General features: G+C 68.0%; 18 protein-coding genes. 5 read left to right on the top strand and 13 right to left on the bottom strand.

Annotated elements, in window-relative coordinates:
• Window positions 1-37: 37 nt before the first annotated feature.
• A complete protein-coding gene (locus tag EV678_RS06795; protein ID WP_014238360.1) occupies window positions 38-346 on the bottom strand; it encodes a DUF4242 domain-containing protein in 309 nt (102 codons plus the stop codon).
• 232 nt (window positions 347-578) lie between these two features.
• On the opposite strand from EV678_RS06795, the gene EV678_RS06790 reads away from it, so the two are divergent.
• A complete protein-coding gene (locus EV678_RS06790) occupies window positions 579-890 on the top strand; it encodes a hypothetical protein (RefSeq protein ID WP_014238359.1) in 312 nt (103 codons plus the stop codon).
• Complete coding sequence (locus EV678_RS06785) at window positions 890-1,393, top strand: NUDIX domain-containing protein (protein WP_130458947.1); 504 nt, start codon at window positions 890-892, stop codon at window positions 1,391-1,393. Before EV678_RS06790 ends, EV678_RS06785 begins: the two co-directional genes overlap by 1 nt.
• A 54-nt stretch (window positions 1,394-1,447) precedes the next feature.
• On the opposite strand, the gene EV678_RS06780 is transcribed toward EV678_RS06785, so the two are convergent.
• The 9 genes from EV678_RS06780 to EV678_RS06740 form a co-directional block, all read right to left on the bottom strand.
• Window positions 1,448-2,386, bottom strand: a complete 939-nt coding sequence (locus tag EV678_RS06780) for a C-GCAxxG-C-C family (seleno)protein (protein WP_014238357.1) — start codon at window positions 2,384-2,386, stop codon at window positions 1,448-1,450.
• Between the two features lie 218 nt (window positions 2,387-2,604).
• Complete coding sequence (locus EV678_RS06775; protein ID WP_130458946.1) at window positions 2,605-3,867, bottom strand: EAL and HDOD domain-containing protein; 1,263 nt, start codon at window positions 3,865-3,867, stop codon at window positions 2,605-2,607.
• 5 nt (window positions 3,868-3,872) lie between these two features.
• Entirely contained in the window at window positions 3,873-5,117 is a 1,245-nt protein-coding gene (locus EV678_RS06770) for an EAL and HDOD domain-containing protein (protein ID WP_130458945.1), read from the bottom strand.
• A 10-nt stretch (window positions 5,118-5,127) separates the two neighbouring features.
• Window positions 5,128-6,522, bottom strand: coding sequence for a phosphomannomutase/phosphoglucomutase (locus tag EV678_RS06765; protein WP_130458944.1), 1,395 nt, complete (start codon window positions 6,520-6,522; stop codon window positions 5,128-5,130).
• A gap of 61 nt (window positions 6,523-6,583) precedes the next feature.
• On the bottom strand, window positions 6,584-7,576 hold the full coding sequence (locus tag EV678_RS06760) for a hydrolase (RefSeq protein WP_130458943.1): 993 nt from the start codon (window positions 7,574-7,576) through the stop codon (window positions 6,584-6,586).
• Complete coding sequence (locus EV678_RS06755; protein WP_014238352.1) at window positions 7,576-8,013, bottom strand: YybH family protein; 438 nt, start codon at window positions 8,011-8,013, stop codon at window positions 7,576-7,578. Before EV678_RS06755 ends, EV678_RS06760 begins: the two co-directional genes overlap by 1 nt.
• 15 nt (window positions 8,014-8,028) lie before the next feature.
• Window positions 8,029-9,036, bottom strand: a complete 1,008-nt coding sequence (gene waaF / locus EV678_RS06750) for a lipopolysaccharide heptosyltransferase II (RefSeq protein WP_130458942.1) — start codon at window positions 9,034-9,036, stop codon at window positions 8,029-8,031.
• A 28-nt stretch (window positions 9,037-9,064) separates the two neighbouring features.
• Entirely contained in the window at window positions 9,065-9,253 is a 189-nt protein-coding gene (locus EV678_RS06745) for a zinc-finger domain-containing protein (RefSeq protein WP_014238350.1), read from the bottom strand.
• Between the two features lie 26 nt (window positions 9,254-9,279).
• Window positions 9,280-10,200 carry a branched-chain amino acid transaminase gene (locus EV678_RS06740; RefSeq protein ID WP_014238349.1) on the bottom strand — a complete coding sequence of 307 codons (921 nt, stop codon included), beginning with the start codon at window positions 10,198-10,200 and terminating at the stop codon, window positions 9,280-9,282.
• 147 nt (window positions 10,201-10,347) lie between these two features.
• On the opposite strand from EV678_RS06740, the gene EV678_RS06735 reads away from it, so the two are divergent.
• The 3 genes from EV678_RS06735 to mnmA are packed head-to-tail and all read left to right on the top strand — an operon-like array spanning window position 10,348 to window position 12,514.
• Entirely contained in the window at window positions 10,348-10,800 is a 453-nt protein-coding gene (locus EV678_RS06735) for an NUDIX hydrolase (protein WP_014238348.1), read from the top strand.
• Entirely contained in the window at window positions 10,797-11,393 is a 597-nt protein-coding gene (locus EV678_RS06730) for a hypothetical protein (RefSeq protein ID WP_207222198.1), read from the top strand. Before EV678_RS06735 ends, EV678_RS06730 begins: the two co-directional genes overlap by 4 nt.
• On the top strand, window positions 11,390-12,514 hold the full coding sequence (mnmA, locus tag EV678_RS06725) for a tRNA 2-thiouridine(34) synthase MnmA (RefSeq protein ID WP_130458941.1): 1,125 nt from the start codon (window positions 11,390-11,392) through the stop codon (window positions 12,512-12,514). The genes EV678_RS06730 and mnmA overlap by 4 nt, the downstream gene beginning before the upstream one ends.
• Window positions 12,515-12,565: 51 nt before the next feature.
• Here the strand turns inward: mnmA and EV678_RS06720 are convergent, their stop codons facing one another.
• The 3 genes from EV678_RS06720 to EV678_RS06710 all read right to left on the bottom strand — a co-directional run bounded on the left by EV678_RS06720 (window position 12,566) and on the right by EV678_RS06710 (window position 17,275).
• A complete protein-coding gene (locus EV678_RS06720) occupies window positions 12,566-13,546 on the bottom strand; it encodes a response regulator (RefSeq protein WP_130458940.1) in 981 nt (326 codons plus the stop codon).
• Window positions 13,547-13,631: 85 nt separating this feature from the next.
• The gene (locus EV678_RS06715; RefSeq protein WP_130458939.1) at window positions 13,632-16,271 is read right to left on the bottom strand and encodes an EAL domain-containing protein; all 2,640 of its coding nucleotides are present in this window, start codon (window positions 16,269-16,271) and stop codon (window positions 13,632-13,634) included.
• Entirely contained in the window at window positions 16,268-17,275 is a 1,008-nt protein-coding gene (locus tag EV678_RS06710) for a response regulator (protein ID WP_130458938.1), read from the bottom strand. The genes EV678_RS06715 and EV678_RS06710 overlap by 4 nt, the downstream gene beginning before the upstream one ends.
• Window positions 17,276-17,411 lie beyond the last annotated feature (136 nt).

Below are 17,411 nucleotides of genomic sequence, written 5' to 3'. Positions count from 1 at the left end.
GTGGCGGGCGCCCCCTGGCCCCGGGGGCGCCCTGGGGTCAGGCCCGGGCGGGGCGGCGGAAGAAGGTGTCGGCCGGGGTGGCGGTGGACACTTCGCAGATGCTGTCGAAGGGCAGGCCCACCCGTTCGTGGGCCCGCCGCACCGCTTCCGCGTCGGGCGCCATGTTGAGGCAGAAGGCGCGGCCGTCGGCGTAGCTGAGGTGGGTGCGCAGGGGGATGACGCCTTCGGCGTAGCAGGCGGCTTCGTACTGGGCGTAGAAGCCCTCGAAGTCGGCGGCGCTGAGGCCGGCGGGGAAAGTGCCGTGCTGCTGGTCGTGGGTGTCGATGAAAAAACGCAGGGCTTGCATGGTCGGCTCCTTGGCGGTGACTACGGGATGTAGTGGGGCGGAGCTTAGGCCGTTGCCGGCGGCACCTCTGTAGCAAAAGCTACACAAGCTTCCCGGGCCGGCCAGGCCGGAGAGGCGCACCGTTCCTGCCTTCCGGGGTGCCCCTGCGGCAGGCCGGCCACCGTTCCCGGCCGTGGGCCGGCGGCGCCAGCAGTGCTATCCTGCGGTTTTCCCTTTTCCGCTTGCCGACATCATGCGCATCCTGCTGCTCTCTTCCCTCCTGGCCCTGTCTTCCCTGGCCCCGGCCCTGGCCGCCGACAACCTGGACCGCACGCCGGTGGAGGCCACCACCGCCGCCGGCGACAAGGTGCGTCTCTACCCCACGGGCAAGTGGGAATTCGTGGACGGGGCCAAGGCCGCCGAGGCCAGGAAGCGGGCCGAGCAGTACCCGGAAAACCAGGTTCGCCCCATTGAGGCCCAGGGTGGCTGGGTGCCGGGCAGCAAGATGCTGATGCCCGGCGACAAGGACTACAACCGGGGCTCCCTCAACCCCAAGGCCCGCTGATGTCGGAGCTGTCTTCCCCCTACCGTTTCTGTCCCTGCTGCGCCGGCACCCTGAGCTGGCGCGAGATCGGCGGCGCGCCGCGCCAGGTCTGCGACGACGCGAGCTGCGGCCACGTCTTCTGGGGCAATCCGGTGCCGGTGGTGGCGGCCCTGGTGGAGTGGCAGGGCAGCGTCATCCTGGCCCGCAACGCGGCCTGGGCCGAAGGCCAGTTCGGCCTGGTGACGGGCTTCCTGGAGCGGGACGAGGCGCCGGCCGAGGCCGCCTGCCGGGAGGTGGGGGAGGAACTGGGGCTGGTGGCGGTGGGTGCCCAGCTCATCGGCACTTATCCCTTTGCCCGCAAGAACGAGGTGATCATGGCCTTCCACGTGCCGGCCCAAGGGGAAATCTGCCTCAACGAGGAGCTGGCGGAAGTCCGTCTGATCGCGCCGGAAAAGCTGAAACCCTGGGATTACGGCACCGGTCTGGCGGTGGCCGACTGGCTGCGCCGGCGCAGCGCCGGCTGAAGGGATTCCTGCGTCGCCGCTTGGGGCGCACGGCCCGGGGAGCAAGCCCCCGTCTCAGAGATTGGGCAGGCGTTCGTCGCCGTTCTGCTGGTCCAGGATTTCCCGGGCCAGACGGGTGGCGATGACCACGTATTCCCGGCACTGGGCGTGCAGGTGGTTTTCCCGGTACACCTGGCGTCCTTCCTGGGTCTGCAGGTCGCAGCCGAGGAGTTCGCTGCAATGGCCGCCGCCGCAGGTGGCGCGGAATTCGTCGGTGAAGCGCTGGATGGCGTCGTAGTTGGCGGTCACCGGTTCCCGCGGGTCGCTGCGGCCCAGGGCCAGATTGAGGGCCAGCACGCCGCCCGAGTAGGCGCCGCAGGTGCCCCAGGTGCGGGAGAGGCCGCTGCAGAAGCCGGTGGCGATGCCGGGAATGAGGGGGGAGTCCAGGCCCATGTGCCGGGCCAGGGCCAGCAGCACGCTCTCGGCGCAGTAGAAACCGGAATCGAAGAAGTCGCCGGCCTGGCTGGTGGGATCCACGCCGTGGTAGCTGTGGGGGGTGCTGGGCACGCTGCGGGCGTGGGCCAGGGAGCGGCGCATGAGGGCGGTCTGGTCCGGGTCCGGATCGTCCCGCAGCAGAGCCTGGCGCAGGGACTCGGGGGCCGTGTCGCGGTGGGCCGGGGTGAAGCCCAGGGTCTCGAAATAGGTGCGGCTGGAGGCGGTCAGGGTGTACAGCTCCCGGATGCCCATGCCGTAGGCGTGGTCCAGGACGTGCTGGTAGAGCTGGCGGGCGATGCGCTGCTTGCGGAAGCCGGGACGGACGATGAGGGAATGGAGCAGGGCCACGTCGCCGCAGGGGGCGAGGCCTCCGGCGCCGACCAGGCCCACGTCCGAGTCGGCGACGTACACCACGTCTTCCACCTGGCGGCAGTGGCTGGGTTCGTCCGGGTGGGCCAGGGACAGCAGGGCATGGATGGCGTCGTGATCGGCGCCGGCAGCTTGGCGAATCTGGAACATTGCTTGCCTCCTCCTCGTCCGCCGGGGGCGGCGGATGGTCAGTGTGCAGCGGGGATTCCGGATGGACGGAGGCCGCCGCGAGGCGACCTTTGAGCCTGGTTTTCCAACGTTTTATATGAAGCCGGCAAGGGGTGCAATTTGCAGTGCACCATCAGCTTTCTTTATTTCGCCGCCAGCCCAGCAGGGAGGCGGAATTGGCCCGGCAGGCCGGCGCAAAATCAGTTCTGCTGTTCCTGGCCGATGGCCCGGGTCCAGGCCAGCGCCTGGGCCTGGGCCAGGTTGACCCGCTCCGGCGAGAGCCCCGGCAGCTGCGCCACCAGGGCCGGAACCTGGCTCAGGTCCTCGCTTTCCAGGGCCTCGATGAGGCGCAGCAGCAGCCCCAGGGAGCCCTGGTGGCGCAGCAGGGCCTGCTTCACGTCCGTGGCCAGGGTGGAAATCTGGCTCAGGATTTCGTCGATGGGCGTGGCGAAGAGGGCCGGGGTGAGGGAAAGGATGCCGGTCATGAAAGCCCGGTCGGCGAAATCCCGGTCTGCCGCCATGTGGCTTTCCGCCAGCAGTTCCAGCAGCCGGGCCCGGGTCGCCGCCAGTTGCAGCAGGGGCGGGAAGCCGGTGTTGCCGGCCGGGTCGGTATAAAGCAGCAGTTGCAGCCAGCGCTGCAGCTGGCGCCGGCCCAGCAGGGTGATGGCGTGGCGCAGGGAGGTGATGCGGGTGCGGGCGCCGACGGCCGCGGAATTGGCCATGCGCAGCAGGTTGATGGAGAGCCCGGGCTCGTGCTTGAAGGTCTGCTCCAGCTGGGGCGTGTCCGAATCGTCCAGGACCTGGGACAGCAGCTTCAGCAGGGAGAGGCGGGACTGGCCCAGCTTGCGCCCGGAGAGGATGGTGGGGTGGGCGAAGTAGTAGCCCTGGAAGAGATGGAAGCCGAGGTTGCGGCAGTGTTCCATCTGTTCCCGGCTTTCCACCTGCTCCGCCAGCAGTTCCAGGGGGCGCCGGGCCAGGGCCTGCACCAGGCCGGGCAGGGCCTCCTCGGACACGGCGGAGATGCACACCTTGGCGATGTCCATCAGGTCCAGCAGGGGCTCCATGGCCGGGGTGACGGCGACGATGTCGTCCAGGGCCAGGGTGAAGCCCTTGGCCTTCAGCTCCCGGCAGCGCTTGAGGAGTTCCGGCGTCACCTCCACCGTCTCCAGGATTTCCAGCACCACCTTGTCCTTCGGCAGCAGCTCCACCGCCTCGCTGAGGAGGAAGTCGCCGTCCACGTTGATGAAGGCTTTCTGTTCCCCCAATGCGTCGGCCAGGCCCAGTTCGGTGAAGGCGTGGGTGATGACCGTGGCGGTGGCCACCATGTGGTTGGCGACGATGGCCCGGTTGGGCGCCGGCCCGGAGCGGAACAGCAGCTCGTAGCCGTAGAGGCTCTGCCGGGCATCCAGGATCGGCTGGCGGCCCAGGTAGATGGGCGTGGTGTGGGTCGCGTCGGGAGCCATGGCGCTTAGCTGTCGCGGGCCAGCATGTTGGCCCAGGCCATGGCCTGGGCCAGGCATTCGGTGAGGAGGGCGCCCCGCAGGCCGGGCATCTCGGCGATGAGACCGTTGAAGGTGGCGTCGCCGTCGGCTTTCTCCAGCTGCTCGGCCAGGGCCAGCAGGCGGCCCAGGTCGCCCTTGTATTCGATCAGGGCCTGCTTCACGTCCGGCGGCAGGGGCAGGGGCGTGATGATGTCGGCGATGGGCTGGCCGATGACGGCGGGCAGCAGGGAGAGAATGCCGACCATGAAGGCCCGGTCCGGCAGGTCTTTTTGCCGGGGCAGGAATTTCTGGGTCACCAGTTCCAGGAAGCGGCCCCGGGTGGCGGCCAGCTGCAGCAGGGGGCCCACCTCGCCGCCTTCCGGATCGGCGTAGAGCAGCAATTGCAGCCAGCGTTGCAGCTGGTTGCGGCCGAGGATGGTGATGGCGTGGCGCACCGAGGCGATGCGCACCGCCAGGCCGCTGGCGCAGGAGTTGGTGAGGCGCAGCAGGTTCAGGGTGAGGCCCGGCTCGCCCTTGAAGGAACGTTCCAGGGCGGCGGTGTCCGCGTCCTTGAGGATCAGGTCGAGCAGGCGCATCACCGTCATGGCCGAATGGGTCAGCTTCTTGCCGGAGATGAGGGTGGGGCGGGCGAAGTAGTAGCCCTGGAAATATTCAAAGCCCAGATCGAAGCAATGCTCCATCTGGCTCTGGTTTTCGATCTTTTCCGCCAGCAGCTTCTTCTGCAGGGGGCGCAGCTTGCAGGCCAGGAGGAACAGCTGGTGGTTGTCCAGCAGCTGGTGGTCCACCTTGAGGATTTCCGCTTCCGGCAGCAGGGGCAGGTTGATTTCCGCGAACTCGGCGACGCCGCCCAGGGCGAAGGTGAAGCCCTGCTGCTTCAGCTCGCGGCAGCGGGCCAGCAGGGCCTCGTCCGCGGGCGTGTCGGCGGGCAGTTCCAGGACCACGCTGGCGCCGGGCAGGATTTCCACCTCGGGACCGAGGACGAAGTCCGGGGTGGCGTTGATGTAGGCCTTGTAGGGCCCCAGCACGTCCCCCAGGGACATTTCGCCGAAGGCATTGGCCACCACCCGGGCCGTGGCCAGGCGGCCGTCGGCCACGGCGGCCCGGTCCACGCCGCTGCTGCGGAACAGCAGTTCGTAGGCGACGAGCTTCTGCTCCCGGTCCAGGATGGGCTGGCGGGCCAGGAAGATGTCGGCGTCCAGGGGCAGGATCATGGCGGTCGGGTCAGAAGGGCAGGGTCAGGCCGGGCCAGGCGGCGGCCAGTTCGCGGCGGAAGTCGGCCTGGATGCGGGCCAGTGCCTCGGCGTTGTCGGCCTCGAAGCGCAGCACCACCACCGGCGTGGTATTGGAGGGACGGGCCAGGCCGAAGCCGTCGGCGTACTCCACCCGCAGGCCGTCGATGGTGATGATCTCCCGGGCGGCCTCGAACTTGGCGCCGGCCTTGAGCTTGTCCAGCAGAGCGAAGGGTTCGCCTTCGGCCATCTTGATGTTCAGCTCCGGGGTGGAGGTGGCGTTGGGCAGGCTCTTCAGCACCGGGTTGGCGTCGGCGGCCCGGGCCAGGATTTCCAGCAGGCGGGCGCCGGTGTAGAGGCCGTCGTCGAAGCCGAACCAGCGCTCCTTGAAGAAAACGTGGCCGCTCATTTCGCCGGCCAGGGGGGCGCCGGATTCCTTCAGCTTTTTCTTGATCAGGGCGTGGCCGGTCTGCCACATCACCGGCTTGCCGCCGTGTTCCCGGATCCAGGGGGCCAGCAGGCGGGTGCATTTGACGTCGTAGACGATCTCGCCGCCGGGGACGCGGGACAGCACGTCGGCGGCGAACAGCATCAGCTGGCGGTCGGGGAAGATCACTTCGCCGTCCTTGGTCACCACCCCCAGGCGGTCGCCGTCGCCGTCGAAGGCGATGCCGATCTCGGCGTCGGTCTCCTTCAGGGCGCGGATGACGTCGGCCAGATTCTCCGGCTTGGAGGGGTCCGGGTGGTGATTGGGGAAGTTGCCGTCCACCTCGCAGAAGAGGGGCACGATGTCACAGCCGAGTTTTTTGAACAGCTCGGGCGCCACGGCGCCGGCGACGCCGTTGCCGCAATCCATGACGATCTTCATGGGGCGGGCCAGCTTGACGTCGGCCAGGATGCGTTCCACGTAGGCGGCCTTGACGTCGGCCTGGGTCAGCTTGCCTTCGCCCCGGGCCAGGTCGCCGGCTTCGATGCGGCGCTTTAAGGCCTGGATCGCCTCGCCGGCCAGGGTTTCGCCGCCGATGACCATTTTCAGGCCGTTGTAGTCCGGCGGATTGTGGCTGCCGGTGACGGAGACGCAGGAGTGGCAGCCCAGGTGGTGGGCGGCGAAATAGGTGACCGGGGTGGGCACGCAGCCGATGTCGATCACGTCCACCCCGGCGGTGCGGATGCCGTCGGCCAGGGCCCCGGCCAGCTCCGGGCCGGAGAGGCGGCCGTCGCGGCCGATGGCGATGGCCGTCTGCTGCCGCTCCCGGGCCAGGCTGCCGAGGCCGTGGCCGATGGCGCGCACCACGTCGGCGGTGAGGCTTTTGCCGACGATGCCGCGGATGTCGTAGGCCTTGAAGATTTCGGGGGGCAGGGCGGGAATCTGGACGGAGGCGTTCATGAATCGGACTCGTGTTTTTATGTTCGGGCGAATTTTCGGGTGGCAGCACCTGGTGGCGGCGTCAGCAGTGTTGCCGGAAAAAGTGCAGCAGACGCCGGGGCAGCCAGTCCAGGCGGCCCGGCAGGCCGCCCCGGACGAAGCCCACGTGACCGCCGTGGGCCGGTTGCTCCAGCCGGACCTGCAATGATACCTGAGTAGGGGTGGGCAGGGCATGGGCCGGCAGGAAGGGGTCGTTGCGCGGATTGAGCACCAGGGCGGGCACCCGGATGCCCTGCAGCAGGGGCTTGCTGGAAGCCCGCCGCCAGTAGTCGTCCACCCCGGCGAAGCCGTGCAGGGGCGCCGTCACCGCATCGTCGAAGGCCCGCAGGCTGCGGGCCCGGCGCATGGGGCGCGGGTCGAAGAGGTCGGGGAAGCGCCGCAGGCGGGCCTCCGCCCCCCGTTTCAGGGTGCCGAGGAAATGGGCGCTGTAGACCCGGTTGAAGCCCCGGCCCAGGGCGTCGCCGCAGACGGTCAGGTCCAGGGGCGGGCACACCGCGGCGGCGGCCTCCACCACCCGGGTGGCCTGGAATTCCTGTTCCCCCAGCCACTTAAGCAGGGCGTTGCCGCCGAGGGAAACGCCGGCGGCGAACAGGGGCCGTTCGGGGAAGCGCTGCCGGAGGCGGTGCAGGATCCAGTCGATTTCGGCGGAGTCGCCGGAATGGTAGGCCCGGGGCAGACGGTTCAGTTCGCCGGAGCAGCCGCGGAAGTGGGGCACCACGCCGCCCCAGCCGGCCTCGGCGGCGGCGGCCATGAGGGCGGTGGCGTAGTGGCTGCGGGAACTGCCCTCCAGGCCGTGGAACAGCACCAGCAGGGGCCGCCGGCAGGGCGGATGGGCCAGGGGCGGGGCCTCCCGGTCCGGGTCCAGCCAGTCCAGGTCGATGAAGTCGCCATCCGGCGTTTCCCAGCGCTCCCGCACGTAGGCCGGGGGCGCCGGCCGGATCAGCAGGGGGTAGATGGTCTGCAGGTGGCCGCCGGGCAGCCACCCCGGCGGGGTGTAGGCCGGCGGATGGGCCATCAGTGCAGGACCCGGGGCTGGGCGTCCCCGTCGCTGTCGCCGTTGCCCTCTTCGGCGCCGGGGGAGGCGTGGTGGGAGAGCAGGCGCCAGCCGTCGCTGCCGCGGATGAAGACGTTGGTCACCAGCACCGGGCCCCGGGGTTCCGGGTCCCCTTCGGCGAAAAAGGTTTCCTGCAGGCTGTGCACCGCCAGCATGCCGCCGAGCCAGGCGACCCGCTCGCCGATGCGCACGGTGAGCCGGGGAGCGCTGGCGAAGAGGCTCTGCCAGCCGTGGCGGATCTGGGCGTGGCCGCACAGGCGCTGGCCGTCGGGATGGATGCAGACGACGTCCTCGTCGTCGGCCCAGATGGCCATCATGGCCTCCAGATCACCCTTCTCCAGGGCCTCGTAGAAGGCGTTTTCGGCATCTTCAGGGCGGGGGAAGGGCGGTGTCGGCATGGGGGACTCCGGCGGTCAGCGGGGGAGGGTGTCCAGGACCCGGAGAGGTTCCAGGTCCTGCAGGCATTTGAAGTGCCCCAGGGGGCACTCCCGTTTGAAACAGGGGCTGCATTCCAGGCCCAGCTGCAGCACCGTGGCCCGCTCGCTGAGGGGCGGCGTGAAGCCGGGGGAGGAGGAGCCGTAGAGGGCGGTGAGGCTGCGCCCCAGAGCAGCGGCCACGTGCATCAGGCCGGAATCGTTGCAGACCACGTGGTCGGCCAGGGCCAGCAGGTCGATGGCCTGGTCCAGGCTGGTGGCGCCGCACAGGTTGCGGGCGCAGCCGTCGGCGGCCTGGGCGATGTTTTCGCCCACCGGCCCATCCTTGTGGGAGCCCAGCAGCCAGACGGTCCAGCCCTGGGCGGCGGCGGCCCGGGCCAGGCTGGCGTAGTGGGCCTCGGGCCAGCGTTTGGCGGGGCCGTACTCGGCACCGGGGCAGCAGACAAGCAGGCGGGACGGGCGTTCCAGGCCCAGGGCCGCCAGGGTCCGCACCTGGTCTGCCTCCCGGGAGTGCAGGCGAGGCGGGGCAATGGGTCGGGGCGGCTGCCGGCCGGGGGCTTCTGCCAGTTGGGCGAAGCGTTCCACCATCAGGGGCGTGGCGCTTTTGTCCAGGGTGTGGCGGCAGTTGAGCAGGCCGTAGCGGGCCTCGCCGGTGAAGCCGACACGCAGCGGAATGCCGGCGAAGGCGGTGACCAGGGCGGATTTGAGGGAATTGGGCAGGACCCAGGCGGCGTCGTAGCCCCGGGCCGCCAGCTGGCGGCCGAGGGCCCAGCGGGCCTTGAGATTGAGTTCGCCGTGGGCGAAGGGGTTGTCCAGGACTTCCCCGATCTCGTCCATGCGGGAGAGCACCGGCGCCACCCAGCGGGGCGCCAGGGCATCGAGCACCAGCCCCGGGTGGCGTTCCTGCAGGCGCTGGAACAGGGGCTGGGCGAGGACGGCGTCGCCGATCCAGGAGGGGGCGACGATGAGCCCGCGACGCAAGGTCATCGCCTCTCCTCCATGAAACGGCACGGGGTCAGTGGTGACCCTTGGGCGCTTCGCCCTTGAAGACGTAGCGGGTGCTGCAGTAGGGACAGGTCACTTCGCCGGTCTTCAGCACGTCCAGGAACACCCGGGGATGCTGGCTCCACAGGGGAGCCTTGGGGGTGGGGCAGTGCAGGGGCAGGTCGTCGGCGGTGACTTCGACGGTCAGATTGTCGGCCATGGTCGGTCTCGGAACGGGCGAAAGGATTAAACGAAGGCCAGCCAGTCGGCGTGGGCGGCGGAACGGCCATTGACCACGTCGAAGTACTTTTCCTGCAGGGCCTTGGTGACGGGGCCGCGGTGGCCGACGCCGATCTGGCGGTTATCCAGTTCGCGGATGGGGGTCACTTCGGCGGCGGTGCCGGTGAAGAAGGCTTCGTCGGCGCAATAGACTTCGTCGCGGGTGATGCGCTTTTCCACCACCTCGATGCCCATTTCGCCGGCCAGCTGGATCACCGTGGCGCGGGTGATGCCTTCCAGGCAGGAGGTCAGGTCCGGGGTGTACAGCTTGCCGTTCTTGACGATGAAGATGTTCTCGCCGGCGCCTTCACAGACGTAGCCTTCCGGGTCCAGCAGCATGGCTTCGTCGTAGCCGTCGGTGAGGGCTTCGTTGTTGGCCAGGATGGAGTTCATGTAGTTGCCGGAGGCCTTGGCCCGCACCATGGTGATGTTCACGTGGTGGCGGGTGAAGGAGGAGGTCTTGATGCGGATGCCGCGCTGCATGCCTTCCTCGCCCAGGTAGGCGCCCCAGGGCCAGGCGGCGATGATGACGTGCACCTTGGCGCCCTTGGGGGAAACGCCCATCTTCTCGGAGCCGTAGAAGGCCAGGGGGCGGATGTAGCCGGATTCCAGGTTGTTGGCGCGGATCACTTCCTTCTGGGCTTCGTTCAGCTCTTCCTGGCTGTAGGGCAGGGCCATCTGGAAGATGTGGGCGGAACGGGCCAGGCGCTGGGTGTGGTCCTGCAGACGGAAGATGGCGGTGCCCTTGTCGGTCTGGTAAGCCCGGACGCCCTCGAACACGGCCATGCCGTAGTGCAGGGAGTGGGTGAGGGCATGGGTGGTGGCTTCGCGCCAGGGCACCAGTTTGCCGTCTTGCCAAATGAAACCGTCGCGGTCCGACATAGACATGTTGAATCTCCGTTCGCTGCGTGTTCGATAAAGTCCGAAATTCTAGCCCAAATCCGCACCGCCTGCATTGGTGCGGCGCGGCATGACGGCTGGCCCCGGCCTTAGGCCTGGGGGTAAAATGCGGCCTTTACGCAATCCGGAATTCCCATGGCACCCGTCTGGAAACCCAATGTCACCGTGGCCGCCGTCGTCGAGCGGGACGGCCGTTTTCTCCTGGTGGAAGAAGAGACCGACGACGGTCTGCGCTTCAACCAGCCTGCCGGCCATCTGGACGAGGGCGAGTCCCTGGTGCATGCCTGTGCCCGGGAGTGCCTGGAGGAAACCGCCTACCGTTTCCGTCCCACCGCCCTGGTCGGCATCTACCAGTGGCCGCGGCCGGCCGGCGACATCACCTACCTGCGCTTCGCCTTCACCGGCGAGATCGAAGGTTTCGAGGAAGGGCGGGCCCTGGATACGGGCATCATCGGCGCCCGCTGGCTGACCCTGGAGGAAGTGCGGGCCACGGCGGAACGCCACCGCAGCCCCCTGATTCTGCGCTGCATCGAGGACTACGTGGCCGGCAAGCGCCATCCCCTGGACCTCATCACCCACTATTCATGAAAGTCCTCGTCGCCGCACTGCTGGCCCTGGGGCTGCCCCTGGGGGCCGCCGCGGAGCCGGTGGGACTCTGCTACAACTACGGCTGCACGGTGCAGACGGAAGTGGAGGTGAGTCGGGCCCAGCTGGACGCCATCGGGCGGGACATGCTCAAGGCCCGGGACGCCGAGTCCGAGCGCCGCTTCCTGGCCGAGGCGGTGGCCCGCCTGTACCGCATCGCCGGCACCCAGACGCCCATCTGGCGCGACAAGGGCGGCAATTCCGAGGACGACGCGGTGGAGGGACGCATGGACTGCATCGACCACTCCACCAACACCACCCATTTCATCGAGTTGCTGGCCGGCCGCGGCTGGCTGCGCTACCACACCCTGCTGCCCCGCCAGATGCGGCGCCGCGGCCTGATCTTCGATCACTGGACCGCCGCCATCGAGGACGGCAACGGTGAGAAATTTGCGGTGGATAGCTGGTTTTTTGACTATGGGGAGACGCCGGCCGTCATCCCCTTCGAGGATTGGCTGGACGGCCGGGACCCGGAAGCACGGCACCGGGTGGCCGAGGCGGTCCAGGAACAGATGGAAAGACAGGTGAAGCAATGAGCGCAGCACAGGAAAAAGGTACGGTCGTGGTCGGTCTTTCCGGCGGGGTGGATTCCTCCGTCGCAGCCCTGCTGCTGAAGCGCCAGGGCTGGAAGGTGGTGGGCCTCTTCATGAAAAACTGGGAGGACGACGACAACGAGGAATACTGCTCCTCCCGCCAGGACCTCATCGACGTCATGAGCGTGGCCGACACCATCGGCATCGACGTGGAAGTGGTGAACTTTGCCAAGGAATACAAGGAGCGGGTCTTCGCCGAGTTCCTCAAGGAATACCAGGCCGGCCGCACCCCCAATCCGGACATCCTGTGCAATTCGGAAATCAAGTTCAAGGCCTTCCTCGACCACGCCATGCAGCTGGGAGCCGACAAGATCGCCACCGGCCACTACGCCGGGGTGCGGGAAGTGCCCCATCCGGCCGGCGTCGGCGTCGAGTACCAACTGCTCAAAGCCGAGGACGGCACCAAGGACCAGAGCTACTTCCTGCACCGCCTCAACCAGGCCCAACTCTCCAAAACCCTCTTCCCCCTGGCCGACTGGTACAAGCGGGACGTGCGCAAGCTGGCCCTGGAAGAAGGGCTGCACGTGGCGGCGAAGAAGGACTCCACCGGCATCTGCTTCATCGGCGAGCGGCCCTTCAAGGATTTCCTGATGCGCTACCTGCCGCCGCAGAAGGGCGAGATCCGGGATCTGGACAGCGGCAAGGTGCTGGGGGAACACGACGGCATGACCTACCACACCATCGGCCAGCGCAAGGGCCTGCACATCGGCGGCCTGGCCGGCGGCCAGAAGGCCAACGGCGAGCACGATGCCTGGTTCGTGGCGAAGAAGGACGTGGCGGCCAACGTGCTCTACGTGGTCCAGGGCCACGACCATCCGGCCCTGCTCTCGGGCCGCCTGGAAGCCCATGACCTGTCCTGGGTCTCGGGCCGGGCGCCGCGGCCCCACTGGGTCTATTGCGCCAAGACCCGCTACCGGCAGGAGGACGCGCCCTGCGAGGTGGAGCGGGTGGATGGGGAATCCTGCCTGATCGACTTTGCCGAACCCCAATGGGCCGTGACCCCGGGGCAGTCGGTGGTGCTGTACGAGTCCCGGGTCTGCCTGGGCGGCGGCGTCATCCGCTAGAGGGCGGGTAAAACCGGCTGTGGCCGGGCCGGCGCGGGGCCGGCCCCGGTGCTACACGGCGCCGGCCTGCTGCACGATCTCGGCCAGTTGCCGGTTTTCCAGGAGCATGCGGCGCTGGGCCAGGGCCTGGGCGATGCTGGTCTTCAGTTCGAAATCGCTCCAGGGCTTCTGGATGAAGGCGAAGATGTTGGCGCCGCCGATGGCCTGGATCAGGTCGCCTTCGCAGATTTCGTTGCTGATGAGGATGCGGAAGCAGTCGGGCTGCAGGTCGGCAAAGCGCTGCAGCAACTCCACCCCGTCCATTTCCGGCATCTTGCGGTCGGCGATGATGCAGGAGAAGGTGTTGTTCTTCACCAGCTCCAGGGCGTGGCGGGCCGAGGGCGTGACCTGCACGCTGATCTTGCCTTCCTGCAGCACCGGCGTGGTGGCGTGGGCCACTTCGGCACGGATCGCCAGGTAGAGGTCGTCCACCTCGGAGTGGTGGGTGAGCACCCGGGAGAGGGAGCCGAGCACGCCCGGGTCGTGGTCCACGATCAGGATCTGCTCCATGTTGCCTTCGGGCAGGGGCGGCACGCTGATCTGCCGCTGCCGCACCACAGCCGCCAGTTCCCGGTGCTGGCGCAGGGTCTGGTGATAGCCGATGGCCTGGGCCAGGGAGCTCTTCAGGTAGTAGTCGTGCCAGGGCTTGGGAATGAAGCGGTAGATGTGGGTCTCGTTGACCATGCGGATCAGGGTGGCCATGTCGGTCTGGCCGCTCAGCACCAGGCGGGCGCATTCGGGCTGCAACAGAGTCAGTTCCTTGAGGAACTCCAGGCCGTCCATGTCGGGCATGCGGTAGTCGCTGATGACCGCGTCGAAACTCTGTTCCCGGGCCTTGGCCAGGGCCTGCAGCGGGTCGGTGCAGCCGGTCACCTGGTAGCGGTAGCGGCCGTGGGGCGGCGAGGCCAGCTCCCGCTGCACGGCGCTGACAATGTTGGGCTCGTCGTCCACAACGAGGATGTGGCGGATGTTGTTTTGGTCCACGATCTGCATTCCTGAATGAGGGAGTGGCCGCACGCTGGGGCGGCGGGACATGTCAAAAGGGTAGCACAGGCACGGCCGGCTTTCCCAGCCGGCCTCAGTGCTCCGGCGCGGCGCCGTCGGCGGGCGGCGGCTTGCGCATTTCGTACTGGCGGAAGGCGTCCCGGATGGTTTCCAGCAGTTCGCCGTCGTCCCAGGGCTTGGTCAGGAACTTGAACAGTTCGCCCCGGTTCACCGCACTGGTGACGGCCTTCAGGTCGGTGTAGCCGGAAAGGATGATGCGCATGGTGTCCGGGTACATGGCCCGCACCTTGCCCAGGAATTCGGCACCGTCCATCTCCGGCATGCGGGCGTCGGAAATGATGACCCCGACGTCGTGGCCGGCCAGGATGTCCAGGCCCTCCTTGCCGCTGTCGGCGGTGAGGATGACGTAGCCTTCGCGGCGGAAGAGGCGTTTCAGGGCCGAGAGAATCCCCGGTTCGTCGTCCACCAGCAGCAGGGTGCGCCCGGGTACCTTGGACTCGGGCTGGAACTCCAGCTTGCGGCCCTGGCGCAGCATGGCCTCGAATTCGTCGGCGGGCAGGGCCGGGCTGAAGAAGTAGCCCTGCATTTCGTCGCAATTGCGGGCCCGCAGGAAATTGAGCTGGGCCTCCGTCTCCACCCCTTCGGCAATGGCCAGCAGCTTCAGGCTGTGGGCCAGGGAAATGATGGCCAGGGCGATGGAGGCGCTGTCGGGATCGTGGGTGATGTCGCGGACGAAGGTCTGGTCGATTTTCAGCCGGTCGATGGCGAAGCGCTTGAGGTAACTGAGGGAGGAGAAGCCGGTGCCGAAGTCGTCGATGGAGAGGGCGATGGAGAGGCCCTTGAGCTTTTCCGTGGCGCGGATGAAGGCCTCGGCGTCGGCCATGACGGCGCTCTCCGTCAGCTCCAGTTCCAGGTAGTTGGGGGCCAGCCCGGTGTCGTGCAGGATGCGGGCGGCCAGCTCCACCACATCCTGGGCGGCGAACTGGCGGGCGGACAGATTCACCGCCACGGGAATCTTGGGCAGGCCCGCGTCCTGCCAGGCCTTGTTCTGGCTGCAGGCGGTGCGCAGCACCCATTCGCCGAGGGGCACGATGAGGCCGGTTTCCTCCGCCAGGGCGATGAAGGAGCCGGGCATGACCAGGCCCTTCTCCGGGTCCTGCCAGCGCACCAGGGCTTCGGCGCCGATGATGGCGCCGTTGCGCAGGTTCACCTGGGGCTGGTAGTACACCACCAGCTCGCCCTGGTCGATGGCCCGGCGCAGGCCGTTTTCCAGGTCCAGGCGCTCCAGGGAGCGCTGGTTCATTTCCGCCGTGTAGAACTGGAAGCGGTTGCCGCCCTTGGTCTTGGCCTTGTACATGGCGGCATCCGCGTTGCGCAGCAGTTCCTCGCCGTTGTCGCCGTCCTTGGGAAAGGTGGCGATGCCGATACTGCCGGACAGGAAGAACTCCCGCTCCGCCACGTGGAAGGGATTGGCCAGGGCCTTCAGGATGGGCTGGGCGAAGGCGCTGGACTGCTCGGCCGTGGCCACCTCCACCACCAGCACGAACTCGTCCCCTTCGAGGCGGGCCAGGGTGTCCATCTTGCGCACCTGGCGCCCCAGGCGCTGGGCCACTTCCCGCAGCACCTGGTCGCCGGCGGCCCGGCCCAGGGTGTCGTTGATGCTCTTGAAGCGGTCCAGGTTGAGGGTGAGAACGGCGATGTTCATGCCGCTGCGGCGGCACACCTCGATATTGTGGTTGAGGCGGTCGTAGAGCAGGTTGCGGTTGGGCAGGTCCGTCAGTTCGTCGTAGTTGGAGTGGCGCTCCAGCTGTTCCAGGTAGCGTTTGCGGTCCCGGATGTCGCGCAGGGTGGTGACGGCGCCGATGATCCTGCCGTCCTCGACGATGGGGGTGTGGGAGCACTCCAGGGGCAGGGGCGTGCCGTCCCGGTGCCAGAGGGTGCTTTCCCGGTCCCGGATGGTGATGCCGGAGTGCAGGCACAGGTGCATGGGGCAGTCTTCGACGGCGTAGTGGCTGCCGTCGATGTGGGAGTGGTGCAGCATGCGGTGGGAGTCCTGGCCGAGCAGTTCCTCCTCGGTGTAGCCCAGCAGGGCCGTGGCGGCCGGGTTGATGAAATTGATGCGCCCCTCCACGTCCACGCCGAAGATGCCTTCGCTGGCGGAGGAAAGGATCAGCTGCCGCATGCGGTTGAGACGGGCCTCGTTGCGCTGCCCCTGTTCCTGGATGGCCAGGTTTTCCGCCACCCGGCGCTGCACTTCCGCCTCCAGAGAGGCGTTCTGCCGGCGCAGCTGGTCCTGGGCCAGCTTCAGGTCCAGCTGGGTGCGGATGCGTCCCAGCAGGATGGCCGGGCGGATGGGCTTGGCGATGTAATCCACGGCCCCCAGGGCCAGGCCCCGCTCCTCGTCCTCGTCCGCATCCAGGGCCGTGACGAAGATCACCGGAATGTGCCGGGTGGCCGGATTGGCCCGCAGCTCGGCCAGGGTTTCGTAGCCATCCATCTCCGGCATCATGATGTCGAGCAGGATCAGGTCCGGCACCGGGGTGCTGTTGGCCACCTTCAGGGCCCGCTGGCCGCTGTTGGCGATGCGCACGTTGTAGTGGGGATTGAGCAGCTCGCCGATGACGGTGAGGTTTTCCTTGGTGTCGTCCACCACCAGGACGGTTTCCTGGTGCAGGGGGGCGTCCCCCGCCTCGGGCAGGTCGTTTTCAATCATCCTGGGAAGACTCCGGAAGCCGCCGGCTCCGCCTCCGGCCGCATGAATGCTGCCAGCCAGCGGTTCTCCAGCTGCAGGCGGTGCTGGGCCAGGGCGAGGGCGATGTTGGCCTTCAGTTCGAAGTCGCTCCAGGGCTTTTCGACGAAGGCGAAGATGTGGGCCTGCTGGATGGCCTGGGCCAGTTCGGTCTCGCCGATCTGGCCGCTGATGAGGATGCGGCTGCAGTCCGGCTGGCGGGCGGCAAAGCGCTGCAGCAGTTCGATCCCGTTCATCTCCGGCATGCGGTAGTCGGCGATGATGCAGGAAAAGGCGACCCGCTCGGCCATCTGCAGGGCGTAGGCGGGGGAGGGGGTGATCTGGACGCTGATGTGGTCCTCCGCCAGGGTCCGGCGGCGGGGCTGGCCGTGCTGTTCGGCCAGGATGGCGGCGAAGAGGCCGTCGGACTTGCTGTGGTGGGTGAGCACCCGGGCCAGGCTGTTGAGCACGCCCATGTCGTCGTCCACGATCAGCAGTTGTTCCACCGCCGCCGGTTCCGGCAGCAGTTCCGACAGCTGGCGTTGGCGGGCCGCTTCGGCCAGGCGCCGGTTTTCGGCCAGGGTCTCGGCGTAGTCGATGGCCTGGGCGAGGGCGGCCTGGAGCATGTAGGCGGGCCAGGGCTTGGCGATGAACCGGTAGATGTGGGTTTCATTGACCATGCGCACCAGGCTGTCCATGTCGGTCTGGCCGCTCAGGACCAGGCGGGGACAGTCCGGCTGGATGGCCGCCAGGGCCTTGAGGAATTCCAGGCCGTCCATGCCCGGCATGCGGAAGTCGCTGATGACGGCGTCGAAGGTCTGCCGCTCGGCGGCCACCAGGGCCTGGCGCGGGTCGGTGAAACCGGCCACGGTGAAGGCATAGCGGCCCAGGCGGCGGCCCTTGAGCTCCCGCTCCACGGCATGGAGGATGCTCAGTTCGTCGTCCACCACCAGAATGTGGCGGGTGGGATGATCGTGCCCATATTCCATGCCAGCCTCCTGCCTCTGCCTGCATTGACCCCGGTGTCCCGGCGATAGTCCCTACTCTACCGAAAAACCGTCCCCTTTCGCCCTAGGATAATGCCGGGGGCAAGAAAAAAGGCTGCCCGCGGGCAGCCTTTTTCGG

Source organism: Azospira oryzae, from assembly GCF_004217225.1.
Lineage (GTDB): Bacteria > Pseudomonadota > Gammaproteobacteria > Burkholderiales > Rhodocyclaceae > Azospira > Azospira oryzae.
The sequence above is the reverse complement of the archived record's forward strand: the minus strand, read 5'-3'. Positions and strand labels throughout refer to the sequence as shown.